We start from the raw sequence: 17325 nt of genomic DNA, 5'->3' as shown, positions 1-17325 counted from the left end.
AAAACTTTAATGACTCTACGTATTCATTGAATCAAAAAATTCACTATTGTTTTTTGTTTGCTTTAATTTATCAATCAAAAATTCAATTGCATCTGTTACATTCATAGATGCTAAAATACGACGAAGAACAAAAATTTTGTGTAAATCTTGTCGTTCTACCAGAAGTTCTTCCTTACGCGTTCCTGACTTTAAAATATCCATAGCAGGGAAAATACGTTTATCAGCAACTTTTCGATCAAGAACAATTTCCGAATTACCTGTTCCTTTAAATTCTTCAAAAATAACCTCATCCATACGACTTCCTGTATCAATCAAAGCCGTTGCAATAATGGTTAAAGATCCGCCTTCTTCAATATTACGTGCTGCACCAAAAAAACGCTTTGGACGCTGGAGGGCATTTGCATCCACACCACCTGTTAAAACTTTACCTGAAGAAGGAACAACTGTATTATATGCACGCCCAAGACGTGTAATAGAATCGAGAAGAATAACAACATCACGCCCATATTCAACAAGACGTTTGGCTTTTTCAATAACCATTTCTGCCACTTGTACGTGACGTATTGCAGGTTCATCAAAAGTAGAAGAAACCACTTCTCCTTTTACTGAACGCTGCATATCAGTAACTTCTTCTGGTCGTTCATCAATTAAAAGAACAATGAGATAACATTCAGGATGATTAGTGGTAATAGAATGAGCAATATTTTGAAGTAAAACTGTTTTTCCCGTCCGAGGAGGAGCTACAATTAACCCTCTTTGTCCTTTTCCCAATGGAGATATCAAATCAATCACGCGTGATGACATATCTTTCTCTGTAGGATCTTGTATTTCCATTTGGAAACGTTCATTTGAATAAAGAGGAGTAAGATTATCAAAGTGGATTTTATAACGAATCTTTTCAGGTTTTTCGAAATTAATTGTATTAATTTTAAGGAGAGCAAAATAACGTTCTCCCTCTTTTGGACTGCGTATGGGACCTTCAATTGTATCGCCTGTTTTTAAAGAAAACGACTGTATTTGTGCAGGTGAAAGATAAATATCATCAGGACCAGGAAGATAATTAGCATCAGCAGATCTCAAAAATCCAAATCCGTCTTGTAAAACTTCAACAACACCTTCTCCTATAATTTCAACGTCTTGTAGAGCAAGTTTTTTCAAGATAGCAAACATTAATTCTTGTTTGCGCATAAGGGAGGCATTTTCAACTTCTAATGTTTCAGCAAAAGAAACAAGCTCAACGGGATTTTTGCTTTTAAGTTCTTGTAGTTTCATTTTTTGCATGAAATATGCTCTTTGTAATTAAGGAGAAGATTGTTCTAAATAATTTATGGAAATTTATGAGTGAAATATTATTAAGAAAAAATATCCTACACTCAATTTTTTTAATCTGCAAGTACCATTTATATGAAATTTGTTCCTGTAATATTAAGTAATTATATGAAAAACTTGAAAAAATATAAAATCCAAATAGTATTTAATTATTTTAATAACAAAAATGTGAGTTAGGATTATAGCATTAATGAAATGCTATTCAAAAGTATTTTTTACAGAAATTTATATTAATAAATTTATATTAAAGAAAGGATTATTCTTATTTATAACTGTGTTTAGTGTGGATTATTATTTATCCTCAATTTTATCCACAAAAGGAACTGAAAAAAGAATAAAAATATCACTATCTTAAAGATATTATCCCCTCTTTTTTTATAAGAGGGATTAAATTATCACAAGCATTTAATTTGTGCATAAAAAAGGAGAATTTTTCATAAATTTTAGTTTTATAAAAAACGGTGAGGATATATACACATGTCTTAACAAGGAGTTAAAATTTTTGTGACAAAAGAAAAAAAATTCTTTCATTTACACATGCTTTCTGATGCAACAGGAGAAACATTAATTTCTGTTGGAAGAGCTGTAGCATCGCAATATGCAATGATTCAGGCAACAGAGCATATCTATCCTATGATTCGTAATAGAATACAGTTACAGAAAGCTCTTGATGAAATACAACAAGAGCCAGGTATTGTTCTTTACACAATGATTGATGAAGAACTTAAACTACTCCTTCAAAAAAAATGCAAAAAAATAGAAGTTCCCTGTATTGATATATTGCATCCTGTTTTAAATGCTTTTCAGTCTTACCTTGGAATGCCAACACATTTACGTGCGAGCGCACAACATGATCTTAATGCAGATTATTTTCGCCGTATTGAGGCACTGGATTTTACAATAGAGCATGATGATGGACAGTCTTCCAGTAGCTTATCCGAAGCAGATGTGATCCTTGTGGGAATTTCAAGAACCTCTAAAACACCAACAAGCATCTATTTAGCAAATCGCGGAATCAAAACGGCTAATGTTCCTCTTATTCCAGGAATTGATTTGCCAGAATCTCTTTTAGAGGTAAAAAATTCTTTAATTATTGGTTTAATTGCTTCAGCTGAAAGAATCTCACATATTCGTCAAAATAGAGATTTAGGAGAAGGTTTTGCTCTTGATAATTATACTAATCGTATCAACATAGCTGAAGAATTAATCCATGCAAAACGCATTTGCGAACGTTTTGGTTGGCCTATTATTGATGTCACAAGACGTTCTATTGAAGAAACTGCTGCTGCAATATTTGAACTGTTATCACGATTTCGTGAAGGAAATGAGAGAAAATTCTCATGAACGCAGATACTTTAATATTAGCATCTCTTAGTTTTTATCGTGCAAAATTATTAAAAAAAGCAGGCTTAAATTTTTCCATTGAAGGAGCTTCTTTTGATGAAAGAGAAGTAGAAAAAAAAGCAAAAGAAAAAACACCTAAAGAACTCAGCTGTTTTCTTGCGAGCGCAAAAGCAAAAAATGTTTCAGACCGTTTTCCTGATGCTTTCGTTATTGGTTGTGATCAAGTTCTTGATTTTGAAGGTCAAGTTTTTCACAAAGCAACAAATATTAAAGAAGCACATCAACGTTTATGTGAATTATCAGGAAAAACCCATTCTCTTCATAGTGCGGTAGCTTTATTTAAAAATGGTCAAAAAATTTGGGTTGAAGCTTTTAGTGCACATATGTCCGTCCGTTTACTCTCATCAGAATTTATTGAACGTTATTTAGCACGCGTAGGAAAAGATGTTTTAAACAGCGTGGGAGTATATCAAATTGAAGGAGAAGGAATTCATCTCTTTGAAAAAATTGAAGGAGATTTTTTTACCATTGTTGGTTTACCTTTGCTGCCTCTACTCATAAAACTGCGCCACTTAGGAATTATTGATGGTTGACTTAACAATAAAAAAACAAATTATCCGCGTGCTTTTGTTGTTGGTTCTCCAATTCATCATTCAAAATCGCCAAGAATTCACAATTTTTGGCTTAAACAATATGGTTTACAAGGAGAATATCTTGCACAAGAAGTAACATCTGAAGAGTTCAGTCATTTTATTGCGTCTTTACAAAAAATAGGCTTTTGTGGAGGAAATGTTACTTTGCCTTATAAACAGGAAGCTTTTCGTTTAGCAGATTATAAAGATGAGAGAGCAACAATGATTGGTGCTGTTAATACACTTTGGTATGAAGGAGATAAGCTTTGTGCCACGAATAGTGATGCCTATGGTTTTAGCGCTAATCTTGATGATTTTGTATCTGATTGGGGAGGGGAAACAGCTCTTGTTTTTGGAGCAGGTGGTGCCGCACGCGCTATCATATATGCCTTAAAAAGACGCGGATTTGAACAGATTTATTTAATTAACCGTACAAAACAACGTGCTGATAATTTAGCTCAGCATTTTGGAAAAATCATTAAAGTTTACGATTGGCATAAAATCCATGAAATACTTCATCAAGCTGATTTGATTGTTAATACAACCTCTATTGGCATAAAAAGTCCAGAAGAAAAAAGTGATTCTTTTTTTTGCGATTTTCATAAAGCAAAAAAAACGGCATTAGTAACAGATATTATTTATACACCATTGATAACTCCTTTTTTACAACAGGCAAAGGCTTGTGATCTCAAGACGGTTGATGGACTTGGGATGCTTCTACATCAGGCTGTTATAGGGTTTGAACAGTGGTTCGGAATAAGACCACAGGTAACAAAAGCGTTACGGACAGCTATTTTAGAGGATATGAGTGAAAAAAGAGAATGAAGATCATAGGATTAACGGGATCAATTGCTATGGGAAAATCAACAGTTGCTGATTTTTTCAAGCAAGCGGGTATTTCTGTTTTTAGTGCTGATGAAGCAGTACAACAGCTTTATAAAAGTGAGCCAGCTTTGTCATTCATAGAGCGTATTTTTCCTGGTGTGGTTGAAAACGGAGAAGTTAACCGTTTGAAACTTTCTGAAATTTTGATTGATGATAAAGAAAAATTACAAACATTAGAAAAAATAATTCATCCTTTGGTGCAAGAAAAAGAAAGGGAATTTATTGATATAGCGCGTGAACAAGGGAAAAAATTAGTTATTCTTGATATTCCACTTCTGTTTGAAAAAAATGGTGAAAGTCGTGTGGATAGCGTTATTGTTGTTTCTGCTCCACCAGAAATACAAAAAGAACGTGTAATGATTCGCCAAGGTATGAATGAGAAAAAATTTGCCTTTATCAACGCTCAACAAATGCCAGATGAAAAAAAACGAGAACGCGCTGATTTTATTATTGATACAGGGAAAGATTTAGAGAATACACGTCAACAGGTTTTTGATGTGATAAAAAAATTGCTAAAGAATTAAAATTATGCGTGAAATTATTTTTGATACAGAAACAACAGGTTTAGATAAAGAGAAAGATCGCATAATCGAAATTGGTTGTGTAGAAATGGTTGATCGTTATCTCACAGGACGCCAATTTCATGTTTATTTAAACCCTGAAGGCGTTATTATTCCTGATGAAGTTGTAGCAATTCACGGATTAACCAATGAACGCTTGAAAAACGAGAAAAGTTTTAGTGATATTGTTGATGAATTTTTGGAATTTATCAAAGACGCGACAATGATTGCGCATAATGCGAGTTTTGATATTGGTTTTATTAATGCAGAATTAAAACGCGTCAACAAACCGCTTATCAGTGTTGATAATATTCTTGATACATTGGCTATGGCGCGGCGTAAATTTCCTATGGGTCCTAATTCTCTTGATATTTTATGCAAACGTTTTGGAATTGATAACAGCCATCGTGTTCTTCATGGTGCTTTGCTTGATGCAGAGATTCTAGCCGATGTTTATATTGAGCTCATCGGTGGAAAGCAAGGTGTATTGGGTTTTGATAACAGAAGGGGTATTGATGAACATATCCAGAACGATAAAGATACATCTTATGCCGTTAAAATTCGCCCGCAGGCTTTACCTTCGAGATTGAGTATGCAAGAAAAAAAGTTACACGCTGATTTTATCTACAAAATGGGTGAAAAAGCTCTGTGGAATAACTTCAAAATTCATGAATAACATCATCTTTTATCTAAAAGAGTCACGATTGAAATTAAAGAATATCGATGTCAAAAAAAACGGTCGTTGTGGGGAGGGGAACACCACAACGACCCTGTCGCTACATCGTACCTCAGCTATCATAGGAGGAGCAAAATGAAAGCTATTAATCCTGTAACAGCAAAGAAAAGCTCTAGGTACTTAATATAAAGTGCAACGACTTCACGTCTTATGAAGAGAAAAAATGGCTTTTTAGAGGCAAAGTGAAAAAATATATAAGGGTAATTTGTTTTTTTAGCTGAAATGGAGAAAAAATGTCATGAAAGCAACAGATCATCTTTTTTTGGTTGACGGATCAGGCTATATTTTTCGTGCTTATTATGCTTTGCCGCCTTTAAAACGTAAAAAGGATGGACTTCCTGTAGGAGCAGTAGCTGGTTTTTGCAATATGTTATGGAAATTACTTTGTGATGCTCGTAATACAGCTACGGGTGTTGTTCCAACACATTTTGCTGTTATTTTTGATTATTCATCTGATACTTTTCGGAAACAAATTTATCCTGAATATAAAGCGAATCGCGTTGAACCTCCTGAAGATCTAATTCCTCAATTCGCGCTAATACGCCAAGCAACGAAGGCTTTTAATTTGCCTTGTATTGAAAAGGAAGGCTTTGAAGCGGATGATTTAATTGCTACCTATGCAAAGTTGGCAACAAAGGTTGGGGCAAAAACAACCATTATTTCTTCCGATAAGGATCTTATGCAACTCGTAAATACGCATGTATCTTTGTATGATGGAATGAAAGATAAGCATATAGGTATCTCAGAAGTTATAGAAAAATGGGGTGTTGCGCCTGAAAAAATGATTGATTTACAAGCATTAATTGGAGATTCAACGGATAATGTACCGGGTATTCCAGGCATTGGTCCAAAAACTGCAGCTCAGTTGTTAAATGAATTTGGTTCTCTTGATCTTCTATTGCAAAACGTAACAGAAATTAAACAAACAAAACGACGTGAAAACATTCAAGCTTATAGAGAACAAGTTAAAATATCTCGTGAACTTGTCAGGCTTAAAACAGATGTTCCTATAGATAATGATTTAGATGATTTTATTTTGGAGCCACAAGATGGTCCACGTTTAATTGCTTTTTTGAAAGCGATGGAGTTTTCAACATTAACGCGTCGCGTGGCAGAGGCAACAACATGCGATGCAGCTGTTATTGACGCACTTGATATAAATGTTGAATGGGAAAAACTAAGCCCCAGGAATGATTCTGATATCAGGCATGATTCTGATATCAAGAATACTGAGCGCGCATCCCTTCATAATTTTTCTGAAAATTCTCCACAAGTTTTTGCACAAGAACGTAAAGATCAAGCGCTGACTCAAAAAATTACAAGAGATGCTTATACAACAATTCTTGATGAGGAAATTTTAAAAGACTGGTTATCACAAGCACAAGAGCAGGGTTTTTTCGCTTTTGATACTAAAACAACATCTCTTGATCCGATGCAAGCAAAGCTTGTTGGTTTTTCACTCGCATTACAGCCGGAAAAAGCAGCTTATATACCTCTTGAACATTTTGATGAAGGAGAAGAGGACCTTTTGAGGGGCGGGCGCATTGCTTCACAGATTGGGGCTCGAAAAGCTTTAGCACTTTTAAAACCGATATTAGAAGATTCAGCGGTGTTAAAAATTGGTCATAATATAAAATATGATTGGTTGGTGATGAAGCAATACGACATTATGATAAGCTCTTTTGACGACACCATGCTTTTATCATATGCTTTTGATGCTGGAATGTTAACCCATAATATGGATGATTTGTCTGAACGTTGGCTTGAGCATAAACCAATTGCCTATAAAGATTTAACGCATAACGGGAAAAAAATTACTTCTTTTGCACAAGTAGATTTAAAACAAGCAACCCTTTATGCGGCGGAAGATGCTGATATAAAGCTACGTCTTTGGCAAGTATTGAAACCGCAACTTGTTGCTCGTGGAATGACAAAAATTTATGAGCGTCTTAATAGACCTCTTGTAGAAGTTCTTGCAAGAATGGAAGAACGGGGGATTCTTATTGATCGGCAGATTTTATTGCGTCTTTCAGGAGAGTTGGCACAAGCTGCTTTGATTCTAGAAGAGGAAATTTACAAACAAGCTGATGAAAAGTTTAATCTTGCTTCGCCAAAGCAATTAGGGGATATCCTTTTTGGCAAAATGGGATTGCCTGGAGGCGCTAAAACAAAGGGTGGACAATGGTCAACTTCTGCACAGACCTTAGAAGAGTTGGCTGCTGAAGGTCATATTTTACCGCGTAAAATTATTGAGTGGCGTCAACTTTCAAAGCTAAAATCTACCTATACAGATGCCTTGCCTTCTTATATTTTTTCAAAAACAGGGCGAGTTCACACGAATTATTCTTTGGCAATAACATCAACTGGTCGGTTATCATCATCAGAGCCAAATTTGCAAAATATTCCAGTGCGAACTGCTGAAGGACGTAAAATTCGAACAGCTTTTATTGCTCCCAAAGGACATGTGTTACTTTCTGCTGATTATAGTCAGATTGAGTTGCGCATTCTTGCACATATTGCGGATATAAAAGCATTAAAAGAAGCTTTTGCTAAAGGGCATGATATTCACGCTATAACGGCATCACAAATGTTTGGTGTTGCGATAGAAGGAATGCATTCAGATATACGACGGCGTGCAAAAGCGATTAATTTTGGTATTATTTATGGTATTTCAGCTTTTGGATTAGCCAATCAATTGGGAATTTCACGCCAAGAAGCGGGTCGTTATATTCAACTGTATTTTGAAAGATTTCCAGGAATTAAAGATTATATGGAGAAGACCAAAATCTTTGCACGTGAAAATGGTTATGTAGAAACAATTTTTGGACGTCGTATCCATTATCCAGAAATAAAAGCAAAGAATGTAAAAATTCGTTCTCTTAATGAGCGGGCAGCTATCAATGCTCCAATTCAAGGTTCTGCGGCCGATATTATTCGCCGCGCTATGATACATATGGAAGATGCTTTAAAAGCAGAAAAACTATCAGCAAAAATGTTGCTGCAAGTTCATGATGAACTGATTTTTGAAGTACCAGAAGAAGAAAGTAAAAAAACCATGACTGTTGTTAAAAATGTTATGGAAAATGCTACAATACCGGTTCTATCTTTATCTGTCCCGCTTGAAGTAAAAGTTATGACGGCTCAAAATTGGGATGAGGCACATTAATTTTTTTATTTATTTTTAAGAATATTGATTGCGTTGGAAAGATTAAGATAGGCTTTGATAGGCAAATGATCTGAAGCAATGCGTGCAAGTGGTGAATAATGATTTTCAATACTTGTTACCAATTGGTGGGGAAAAGAAAAAACTCTATCAAGGGCTAACAAAGGAAAACGAGAGGGAAAGCTTGGTACAACTTCAAAAGTGCTATCAAAATAGGGAAAAAAATGATTTAAAGATGAGCCTTTTCCCATTCGCCATTCATTAAAATCTCCTATGAGGAGTGTAGGCATAAGGGGGCGTTTTTGGAAAATTTCAAGGAGCATTTTTGTTTGTTGTTTACGAGAGTAACGTAATAATCCAAAATGAGCCGCAATAATACGAATAGGTCCTGCTGCCATTTCCAACTCTACAATTACAGCCCCACGTGGTTCAATACTAGGAAGAGTGACTTGTAAAGTATCACGTACATATCCCTTTCGCAAAAAAAGAGCATTCCCATGCCAACCATGGCCATGAGGTGACATAGTATTAAGAGGTACAGGAATCAAACCGGTTTCAGCTTTTAATAGCTGAAGATTAATCAAACCGATGCGTTCCCCAAAACGTTTATCTGCTTCTTGAAGAGCAAGGATATCAACTTGTAATTCAGTAATAACACGGACAATTCTTGTAGGATTAAAAACTTTATCAACACCTACACATTTATGCACATTATAGGAAGCAACGGTCAGATCATAATTACTATTTTGATTGACAATGTTTGATTGATGATGAGAGCGGCTATGAATTGTATTTAAAAAGGAGCTATGGAGTTTTTGTTGGATAAAACCGGTAAACCAAGGGAATTTTTGCTTATAAGGGATTTTTGTCATTTTGCGAAAAGAATAGTTTCTAAGAAGCAGAGGGTAAAGATTTACACTAAAAACAAAAGAACCTTGTTTCTAAAAGAAACAAGGTTCTTTAATTAAGTAATGATTTTTGCAATCAATCACGGTTTGAGCCAAGAAACTGTAGCAAGAAGACAAACATATTGATGAAATCAAGATAAAGATTCAGCGCGCCCATAATAACTTTACGTCCTCTGGTATCGCTTTCATCTCCTTCATAATACATCAACTTAATGCTCTGGGTATCGTAGGCTGTTAAACCAGCAAAGATAAAAACACCAATCACAGAGATAGCAAACTGCAAAGCGCTTGATCCAAGAAAAATGTTCACAATCATGGAAAGCAACAAGCCGATCAATCCAATGAATAAGAATGAACCGATTGCTGTGAGATCACGCTTTGTTGTGTATCCATAAAGTGAAAGAGCTCCAAAAGTTGCGGCGGAAATGACAAAGGTTTGCACAACACTTTCTGTCGTATAGCGCAAAACGATTGAAGACAGTGAAAGACCAACCAGAGCAGCATAACCAAAAAAGAGACTACGAGCAGCATTTGTGCTCAATGTATTAATTTTAAAACTGAGAAATAAGACTGCTATGAGTGGTGCAAACATAACAATATAAGAGAATGGCGATGTATAAAATGTTACTCCAAATGGTGTTAGATAAACACTGCTATTGATTTGAGCTGCTGCTTGGCTCATATCTGTTGTCGTTGCTAATGATACAATTGCATAAGCGGCAGCAGCTGTAATAAGCAAACCAATGGCCATTGCATTGTAGACACCCAACATATAGTCGCGTAATCCCTGATCAATTGATGCATCGGCATGAGAAGCAGGTGCCGAACGTAAATCTTTAAAATTAGCCATAATATAAAATCCTTTAGCATATGTTCTGTCAGGTATAGGGCTTTAAAGGTGTCTCTGTCATTACACAGATAAGCTTGGTATAAGCCTTAATTGGGCAAATACAAAAACCCTTAAGAATCACTGACAGAATTCCAGCATATATGCTCTTATTATGGAGATTTATTTAAAAATTACAAGAGATTTATATGAAGAAGGAACCTTACAAATTGGTAAGGAAATAGTTCATTTTAATAAAAAATATTTCCATTTTTTGCCATATTTTTGCAAGATAAAAAGACTATACTTAAAAACTTTTCTATTTTCACAGAAACTATGTAATACAATCCCTTATAAAATATTCACTATTTTTGCGTTTATGAGAAGAGCGGCAAGTATCATCACACTATTTCAACCTCCAATATTGCATCTGTTTTGCACGGTTATAAGAGCTATTGAATTGGATTTTTTATAATATATTGATGTATAATGATAAATTGTCTTTTTGAATGCTAAATGATACTCCGAATATCGCAAGATTCTCTGGTTGAAAATCTGTTCATATTAAATCAATCAAGATTATTGACTTGTGTCTTGCAAGAGACATTGTTTTAATGGATTCAACATGAACAGATTCCAAATAAAAGAGATTTAGGATAGTAAGGGCTTTTATTCAATATAAAAAACGGTAATTTATATTTATAATCAATATGTTGCTTTAACAAGACACCATTGAAAATAGTTGAGAAAATGTTTTTTATTAAACAATATATAAAATAAAAAAGGAGAGTTTTTAAACGAAGCACTTAAGAAAGGCTCTGTAAAATCGATATCTGTAAAAACTAAAAAACGTACGAAAATCAATTGTTCAAATCAAATAAACAGAACTTCGAATGCTGTGAAATGTCTCCTCAAAAATTGTGATGTAGGACACATGGATAAAAAATATTGATTCTATTTGAGTTCATTTCTTTTGCACTAACTAAGTGTAGAAATGTAAAGTTGAAAAGAAAGTAAGATCTTATAGTCCCATGAAGAGAAACACGTGAAATGACGAGCAACAAGAATTGATTAAGAGAAATCAATGCGTAATCAGACTTGTGACGGTCAATAATCTCTGTTTTCTAAGGCACTGAACATATCAGTGAGAAGATGTACTATTGGAATGACGCCTTGCTTTCATCCAAGTACGCAATTCTTCAATAAGGATGGCAATAACACCGAGAGTGATAAAACTATCTGCAAGGTTGAAAATAGCAAAATAAAAAATATCATCAATATGAAAAAGTATGTAATCAGTGACATGATGAAAGCGAATACGATCAATGAGATTGCCGATGGCTCCCCCAATAATAAGAATAAGGCCAAAGCGCATTAAAGACTTATTATATTCAGTATTTTTCCATAACCATAGAAGAAAGATAATCACAATGATCGTGATGGCGATGATTCCCCACTGAGAAAAGGAAGAAAAAAACGAAAATGCAATGCCAGAATTGCGCACATGATAAAGGGAAAGAAAAGGAATAAGCGAAATTTCTGTTCCTAAAGGCATATTGTGCATAACCCAGTATTTGACAGCTTGATCAAGTACTACTGTAAAAGCCAAGCCCAAGAGAAGAAAAGGGAGTGATTTACGAATCATGTTTTTCCTCACATGGTTCCAGTATTAAATAGGGGCGACGGATTTCATAAAGCATAACAGCTGTTGCTACAGCTAGATTAAGCGAGTCTGCTCGTCCGCTTTGTGGAATACGCGTAAGTTTATCACACCGATTCGTAAGAAGATCTGATAATCCCTGTTTTTCATTCCCCATTAAAAGGATAACAGGACCATTTTTGAAATCAAGTGTCCGATAATCCAGAGATCCTTTGAGATGCGTGCCAACGATCATGCCTTTAAAGTGAGAAGACCAGTTTAAAAAGCCGTTTTCATCAAAACGATAAAGTGGTACAGAGAAAATAGATCCCATGGTTGCACGGACTGTTTCAGGCGAGAAAGGGTCTGTTGTCTCGCCAATTAAAATAACACCTTTAGCACCTACAGCATCAGCGGTTCGAATAATGGTACCAAGGTTTCCAGGATCACGTACACGATCAAGCGCGATGTAAACATCTTTAATCTGCCCTTTTATCATTTCAAAAGAGTGCCATTTTTGCTTGAAAATACCAATAACTGTTTGTGGATTATCGCGTCGGGTAAGTGATTCCATAACCTTTTGTGAGGCTTTAATAACAAAACCACCGTTGGCTACAGCACGTGCGGCAGTATTTTCGATAGTAGCATTACCGATTTCACTTTTAGAAAAAATAAGCGTCTGTATTGTCCAGCCAAGATTGAGAGCATCAATGACCAATTTCAATCCTTCTGCCATGAAAAGACCTTCTCTATTACGGTTTTTCTTTTGGCTAAGTGCTTTAAGATTTTTTATGATGGGGTTGCTAAGAGAGGTAATTTCTTTCACTCTACCAGTTTTGGGTCTACACATATTCAAGCAATCCAACGGCTAAAAAGAGAAGTAGAAAGAGCACGTCCTGCAACTTCTTCACGCAAAATGAGTTCTCCTGATTCGACCGTACCACCAAGATTTACAAATGCATCACGCATTAAAGCATGAAGTGCAAAGAAGGAAGCACGAATAGAATAAGCCGTAAGGACAACAGAGAGCGGTTTATCAGAGAGAAGTTTACGACAATTTGTGATCATGGCGGGTAAATGATCAAACAGTTGCCAAATTTCACCATGGGGTCCACGCCCATAAGCAGGGGGATCAAGAAGAATCATATCATAGCTTTTTTTACGACGCAGTTCACGCTCGACAAATTTCATAGCATCATCGCAAATCCAGCGAATAGAATGATCTGGTAATCCTGCTCTTTCTTGATTAGCTTTTGCCCACGCAATGGCTTTTTTAGAAGCATCAACATGGGTAACATTCGCACCCGCTCGTGCTCCAATCAAAGAGGCAATACCTGTATAGCCAAAAAGATTCAACAATTTTATAGGGCGTTCGGCTTTAACAATTTGTTCTTCCATAGAGCGCCAATGGGCATCTTGTTCAGGAAAAACCCCCACATGACGAAAGGAAGTAAAACGGCCTAGAAAAGACAATCCATTCCAAGCAAGAACCCATGTTTCATCAAGTGGCTTTTTAGGAAAATGCCAACGCCCAACCCCTTCTTCATCAAGGTTTCCTGTGAAAATAGCATCAACATCAGCCCATTGTTTTTGTGGTAAAGCGGGTTTCCATAGTGCTTGACCTTCTGGTCGAATAATGCGGTAAGCTCCATAACGTTCTAATTTTTGTCCATGACCAGAATCAATGAGAGCATAGTTTTCGCTTATACCCGTTTCTAAAATAAGGGGCAGCTTTTCCTGCGGATATCTATTGTTATGGGAGAATTGAAAGCATTGTGCAGGCATGTTTTGTATCACGGTATATGAGGTATAAAAATATATTATAAAGCTCTTAAATGTTTCGTAAAAGTGCAAAAAAGCTAAAGTCAATTAAAACAATGTATAAAAAAAAAGAAAAAGAGCACTTTTAACTCTGTACTGAATATAGAATACAGAGAGAAAAGATTTCATTTAAATACCATTACACCAAATTTGTGATAGATGTTTTCAATTTTTCAATCTCGGCTTTACTTTTTTTGAGAGCTTTTTTGTATTTGTGATAGGAAAACCAACTGATCAGATTTCCTAATAAAATACCAAAACCAAAGAAGATAAAGAGCCATATAAAGAGGGGAGCATGATAAGTAAAACTTTCAGGATTTGCTCGAAAAGGATCAAGGGTTAACGGAACCATTTGACGATTAGCCACGATAAAAACAATCAAAACCGCTGCGAGAATCACACCGATACTTGTTAGAAGAATACGTTTAATTATCATAAGTTTCTCACTGATTAAGACGGTCGCGTAAATCCTTGCCAGTTTTAAAAAAAGGAATCCACTTTTCTTCAACAGAAACGGCTTCACCTGTTCGTGGGTTACGTCCATTACGGGCTGAACGGCTTTTTACAGAAAAAGCTCCAAATCCACGAAGTTCAACGCGATTGCCATTTGCAAGTGCTGTTGCAATTTCCTCAAAAATAGCGTTTACAATATTCTCCACATCCCGTTGAAAAAGATGCGGGTTATGACGAGCGATAATTTGTACAAGCTCTGATTTTACCACAATAGCCTCACTTTCACACAAAAAAATTTTGTAATTGTGCACTCCATGCATATTACAATATATAAACGGATAAAAGCAAAATAAAATCAAGAAAAAACAAATTGCAAGAAACAAAATTTGAAAATACCTTCTATAAAGGGTATACAGATTAAAAATGCGGAGGATTTAAGAGATCAGGAGAGTATGTCCGTACACAATCATTATAAAGCCTTTTCAACGCAATCATCTTTTGGAGATGTTTTAAAAAAAGCATCCCGTCATTCGCGTCGCATTAGCATATTAAAAATTTTTTTACCTCTCTTAGCGTTGATTTCAGCGCTGGTTTTTTGCTGGTTTACGTTTTTCTTGGTTCCCGTTACTTCTGATTCTATGCCTTTGAATAATGGAGAAAGTGGCGTGATGAATTTGACGATGCTCAATCCAAAATTAGAAGGGTATACGCGTGCTCATGAACCTTATTGGCTTAAAGCAGAAAAGGCATTTCAAGATCATACCCACGCTGGAATGATTGGGTTGCAAAACATTACAGCTAGAGCATTTATGGGCCAACAAAGACAGATTTTTCTCGCAGCACAAGGGGGGGTTTACGATAACATTAATGGTTTTTTACAGTTGGACAAGCCATTCACGATTACGACGAATGATGGGATGATGGTACAATTTATGTCAGCTAGTATTAACTTATCCGAGGGACAGTTAAAAACAGATCAACGTGTTAATATTCAGCAAGCCGGTTTTCATCTTGCCGCAAACGCCTTACAAATTCGAGAAAAAGGAAAAAACATGTATTTCCATGGTGGTGTGCATTTAGTGCTTCAAAAGCAATAACGCAATATCAATACAAATCTTTAAAGGATATTTATAAAGAGAAGTATGTGTATATACAAACAAAAGAATTGAAATAATGAAATCGTACAAAAGATGGATAGGTGTGATGTTGGCTTTTAGCATGGGAATGTTAGGAGAAGGAGCAGTTTTAGGATATGCTGAAGTGGCCCATTTTGGAATAAGTCTATCAAGCGATAAAGAACCGGTAGAACTTCATGCAGATTCTTTGGAAATACGTGATAAAGAAGGGATAGCGCTTTTTAAGGGTGATGTTTCAGTGGTACAAGGTGAACGTCTTTTAAAAACGGCAGAATTAGTTGTTTACTACGATAAAGCATATAAAGAAATTGATAAAAACAAGGAAGATACAAAGGCATCATCTGTTTCTTTATTTGGTTCGTCGAGTATACAAAAAATGGAAGCTTTGGGAAAAGTTTATATAAAAATTGCTACTCAAGTTGCTACGGGTGATAAAGGCGTTTTTGATGGAAAGTCAAAAATGATGAGTTTGACAGGGAATCATGTTGTGTTAACTGATGGTGACAATGTGGCAACGGGGTGCAAACTAACGGCAAATATGGAAAGCGGAAAGGCTTTTTTAGAAGGTTGTGAGACGCCTAAGAAAAAAGGTCGTGTTTCTATTATTTTAAAACAAAATCAAAAGAATGGCCATTAAGATTTCATGTTTGGAATCAAAAGAAAAAAACAGACCGATAGGTATAATCTTGAAAGTGAAGCTTCAAAAAATCCCTTAAAAGGGACCTTGATTGCCAGTAATTTGATTAAAGTTTATCGAGGAAGACGAACTGTTAATGGTGTTTCTTTTGGCATTCGTACGGGAGAAGCCGTTGGCATTTTAGGGCCCAATGGGGCAGGTAAAACAACTTGTTTTTATATGGTGACAGGGCTTATAAAATCTGATGGAGGATCCATTAAAATTGATGGATTTGATATTACGCATCTTCCGATGTATCGACGTGCGCGTTTAGGTATTGGATATCTTCCACAGGAAGCGTCTATTTTTCGTGGTCTTTCAGTAGAAAATAACATTAAAGCTGTTTTAGAGGTCGTTGAAAAAGATCGCCTTAAACAACGTGAAGAGTTAGATAGCCTTTTACATGAATTTAAAATTGATCATTTACGTAAAATGTCTGCACTTTCGTTATCTGGAGGTGAACGTCGGCGACTTGAAATTGCGCGCGCTTTAGCTTCTCGTCCCCATTTTATGTTACTTGATGAACCATTTGCAGGAATTGATCCTATCGCTATTTTCGATATTCAACAACTTATTCGTCATTTAACGAGGCGTGGCATTGGTGTTTTAATAACGGATCATAATGTGCGTGAGACATTAGGGCTTGTCGATCGCGCTTATATTATTCATACAGGGCGGGTGTTAGTTCACGGTTGTCCTAACGATATTATCAACAACGTTGATGTACGCAGAATTTATTTGGGAAATCAGTTTTCTCTTTGATTTTACAGCTTTCACGAGTTTCCATTTAAGTTTAACCAAACATTATTACTGAAAATTTCCTTATTTATGCCAAAACTTCTTTTATGACTATAACCTTAATGTTGTTATTGAGTGGTGAAAAAGGCTTCATCATTAGAGGTTATTTTGTTGTTTTATAAGTTTAGCTTACTCATAATTGTATCATAGAAAAGATATCACTAGATTAACGTGATAATGAGTGATAAACGAAGCTCTCAATAAATGCGTGTGTTATTGAAAGGTAAGAGATATTTATCATATTTTTCTCTGTCGAATCAAAAAATATATCGATGATGCTGTTTTAGGTATTTTGATGGGAGCACCGGTTTATATATTGCGGTTATTCAATAGGAGTTGTCGTATTTTATTGGTTTATATCGCCTATTTGAAAATAGGAGCTTGGCTACAGATATCAGGCTAAATCTATAAATCTTTTA

At 35.6% G+C, this 17325-nt stretch carries 16 protein-coding genes and 1 pseudogene; 9 read left to right on the top strand and 8 right to left on the bottom strand.

Annotation, left to right across the window (positions count from 1 at the left end):
- Positions 1-15: 15 nt before the first annotated feature.
- Positions 16-1281 (bottom strand): transcription termination factor Rho, encoded by a 1266-nt coding sequence (gene rho, locus ACFIK4_RS06455; protein ID WP_015857121.1) that lies wholly within the window; start codon positions 1279-1281, stop codon positions 16-18.
- Between the two features lie 552 nt (positions 1282-1833).
- On the opposite strand from rho, the gene ACFIK4_RS06450 reads away from it, so the two are divergent.
- The 6 genes and pseudogenes from ACFIK4_RS06450 to polA all read left to right on the top strand — a co-directional run bounded on the left by ACFIK4_RS06450 (position 1834) and on the right by polA (position 8652).
- The gene (locus ACFIK4_RS06450) at positions 1834-2673 is read left to right on the top strand and encodes a pyruvate, water dikinase regulatory protein (protein ID WP_375612767.1); all 840 of its coding nucleotides are present in this window, start codon (positions 1834-1836) and stop codon (positions 2671-2673) included.
- The gene (locus ACFIK4_RS06445) at positions 2670-3266 is read left to right on the top strand and encodes a Maf family nucleotide pyrophosphatase (RefSeq protein WP_375611343.1); all 597 of its coding nucleotides are present in this window, start codon (positions 2670-2672) and stop codon (positions 3264-3266) included. Before ACFIK4_RS06450 ends, ACFIK4_RS06445 begins: the two co-directional genes overlap by 4 nt.
- Positions 3259-4130: pseudogene (locus ACFIK4_RS06440) on the top strand (shikimate dehydrogenase). Before ACFIK4_RS06445 ends, ACFIK4_RS06440 begins: the two are co-directional and overlap by 8 nt.
- Positions 4127-4714 (top strand): dephospho-CoA kinase, encoded by a 588-nt coding sequence (gene coaE, locus ACFIK4_RS06435; RefSeq protein ID WP_375612770.1) that lies wholly within the window; start codon positions 4127-4129, stop codon positions 4712-4714. The pseudogene ACFIK4_RS06440 and the gene coaE overlap by 4 nt, the downstream one beginning before the upstream one ends.
- Positions 4715-4718: 4 nt before the next feature.
- A complete protein-coding gene (gene dnaQ / locus ACFIK4_RS06430) occupies positions 4719-5426 on the top strand; it encodes a DNA polymerase III subunit epsilon (RefSeq protein ID WP_375629128.1) in 708 nt (235 codons plus the stop codon).
- A gap of 298 nt (positions 5427-5724) precedes the next feature.
- Positions 5725-8652 carry a DNA polymerase I gene (polA, locus tag ACFIK4_RS06425; RefSeq protein WP_375675492.1) on the top strand — a complete coding sequence of 976 codons (2928 nt, stop codon included), beginning with the start codon at positions 5725-5727 and terminating at the stop codon, positions 8650-8652.
- Between the two features lie 5 nt (positions 8653-8657).
- Here the strand turns inward: polA and ACFIK4_RS06420 are convergent, their stop codons facing one another.
- From ACFIK4_RS06420 to ihfB, 7 genes are all read right to left on the bottom strand, one after another.
- Complete coding sequence (locus ACFIK4_RS06420; RefSeq protein ID WP_375620887.1) at positions 8658-9521, bottom strand: endonuclease/exonuclease/phosphatase family protein; 864 nt, start codon at positions 9519-9521, stop codon at positions 8658-8660.
- Positions 9522-9633: 112 nt separating this feature from the next.
- Positions 9634-10407, bottom strand: coding sequence for a Bax inhibitor-1/YccA family protein (locus ACFIK4_RS06415; protein ID WP_375611347.1), 774 nt, complete (start codon positions 10405-10407; stop codon positions 9634-9636).
- 1117 nt (positions 10408-11524) lie between these two features.
- A complete protein-coding gene (gene lspA, locus ACFIK4_RS06410; RefSeq protein WP_375611348.1) occupies positions 11525-12028 on the bottom strand; it encodes a signal peptidase II in 504 nt (167 codons plus the stop codon).
- Positions 12018-12872, bottom strand: coding sequence for a TrmH family RNA methyltransferase (locus tag ACFIK4_RS06405; RefSeq protein WP_375668167.1), 855 nt, complete (start codon positions 12870-12872; stop codon positions 12018-12020). The genes lspA and ACFIK4_RS06405 overlap by 11 nt, the downstream gene beginning before the upstream one ends.
- A gap of 2 nt (positions 12873-12874) precedes the next feature.
- Positions 12875-13807 (bottom strand): class I SAM-dependent methyltransferase, encoded by a 933-nt coding sequence (locus ACFIK4_RS06400; protein ID WP_375611350.1) that lies wholly within the window; start codon positions 13805-13807, stop codon positions 12875-12877.
- A gap of 175 nt (positions 13808-13982) precedes the next feature.
- The gene (locus ACFIK4_RS06395; RefSeq protein ID WP_273790185.1) at positions 13983-14279 is read right to left on the bottom strand and encodes a lipopolysaccharide assembly protein LapA domain-containing protein; all 297 of its coding nucleotides are present in this window, start codon (positions 14277-14279) and stop codon (positions 13983-13985) included.
- A gap of 7 nt (positions 14280-14286) precedes the next feature.
- Positions 14287-14565 carry an integration host factor subunit beta gene (gene ihfB / locus ACFIK4_RS06390; protein WP_273790186.1) on the bottom strand — a complete coding sequence of 93 codons (279 nt, stop codon included), beginning with the start codon at positions 14563-14565 and terminating at the stop codon, positions 14287-14289.
- A 183-nt stretch (positions 14566-14748) separates the two neighbouring features.
- On the opposite strand from ihfB, the gene lptC reads away from it, so the two are divergent.
- From lptC to lptB, 3 genes are all read left to right on the top strand, one after another.
- Entirely contained in the window at positions 14749-15393 is a 645-nt protein-coding gene (gene lptC, locus ACFIK4_RS06385; RefSeq protein WP_375622044.1) for an LPS export ABC transporter periplasmic protein LptC, read from the top strand.
- Positions 15394-15469: 76 nt separating this feature from the next.
- A complete protein-coding gene (locus tag ACFIK4_RS06380) occupies positions 15470-16069 on the top strand; it encodes an LptA/OstA family protein (RefSeq protein ID WP_375612778.1) in 600 nt (199 codons plus the stop codon).
- Between the two features lie 6 nt (positions 16070-16075).
- Positions 16076-16870, top strand: coding sequence for an LPS export ABC transporter ATP-binding protein (lptB, locus tag ACFIK4_RS06375; RefSeq protein WP_012754448.1), 795 nt, complete (start codon positions 16076-16078; stop codon positions 16868-16870).
- The last annotated feature ends 455 nt before the right edge of the window (positions 16871-17325 follow it).

The sequence above is a fragment of the Bartonella sp. AP9QHHD genome (assembly GCF_042195625.1).
In the GTDB taxonomy this organism is placed as follows: domain Bacteria; phylum Pseudomonadota; class Alphaproteobacteria; order Rhizobiales; family Rhizobiaceae; genus Bartonella.
The sequence above is the reverse complement of the archived record's forward strand: the minus strand, read 5'-3'. Positions and strand labels throughout refer to the sequence as shown.

Excerpts from the sequence above, each read along its gene's own strand:
- dnaQ (WP_375629128.1), top strand. The coding sequence starts at position 4,719 with ATGCGTGAAATTATTTTTGATACAGAAACAACAGGTTTAGATAAAGAG.
- ACFIK4_RS06395 (WP_273790185.1), bottom strand. The coding sequence starts at position 14,279 with ATGATAATTAAACGTATTCTTCTAACAAGTATCGGTGTGATTCTCGCA.
- lptB (WP_012754448.1), top strand. The coding sequence starts at position 16,076 with ATGTTTGGAATCAAAAGAAAAAAACAGACCGATAGGTATAATCTTGAA.
- lptC (WP_375622044.1), top strand. The coding sequence starts at position 14,749 with ATGTCCGTACACAATCATTATAAAGCCTTTTCAACGCAATCATCTTTT.
- ACFIK4_RS06415 (WP_375611347.1), bottom strand. The coding sequence starts at position 10,407 with ATGGCTAATTTTAAAGATTTACGTTCGGCACCTGCTTCTCATGCCGAT.
- ACFIK4_RS06380 (WP_375612778.1), top strand. The coding sequence starts at position 15,470 with ATGAAATCGTACAAAAGATGGATAGGTGTGATGTTGGCTTTTAGCATG.
- ACFIK4_RS06445 (WP_375611343.1), top strand. The coding sequence starts at position 2,670 with ATGAACGCAGATACTTTAATATTAGCATCTCTTAGTTTTTATCGTGCA.
- ACFIK4_RS06420 (WP_375620887.1), bottom strand. The coding sequence starts at position 9,521 with ATGACAAAAATCCCTTATAAGCAAAAATTCCCTTGGTTTACCGGTTTT.
- coaE (WP_375612770.1), top strand. The coding sequence starts at position 4,127 with ATGAAGATCATAGGATTAACGGGATCAATTGCTATGGGAAAATCAACA.
- polA (WP_375675492.1), top strand. The coding sequence starts at position 5,725 with ATGAAAGCAACAGATCATCTTTTTTTGGTTGACGGATCAGGCTATATT.
- lspA (WP_375611348.1), bottom strand. The coding sequence starts at position 12,028 with ATGATTCGTAAATCACTCCCTTTTCTTCTCTTGGGCTTGGCTTTTACA.
- ACFIK4_RS06405 (WP_375668167.1), bottom strand. The coding sequence starts at position 12,872 with ATGTGTAGACCCAAAACTGGTAGAGTGAAAGAAATTACCTCTCTTAGC.
- rho (WP_015857121.1), bottom strand. The coding sequence starts at position 1,281 with ATGCAAAAAATGAAACTACAAGAACTTAAAAGCAAAAATCCCGTTGAG.
- ACFIK4_RS06400 (WP_375611350.1), bottom strand. The coding sequence starts at position 13,807 with ATGCCTGCACAATGCTTTCAATTCTCCCATAACAATAGATATCCGCAG.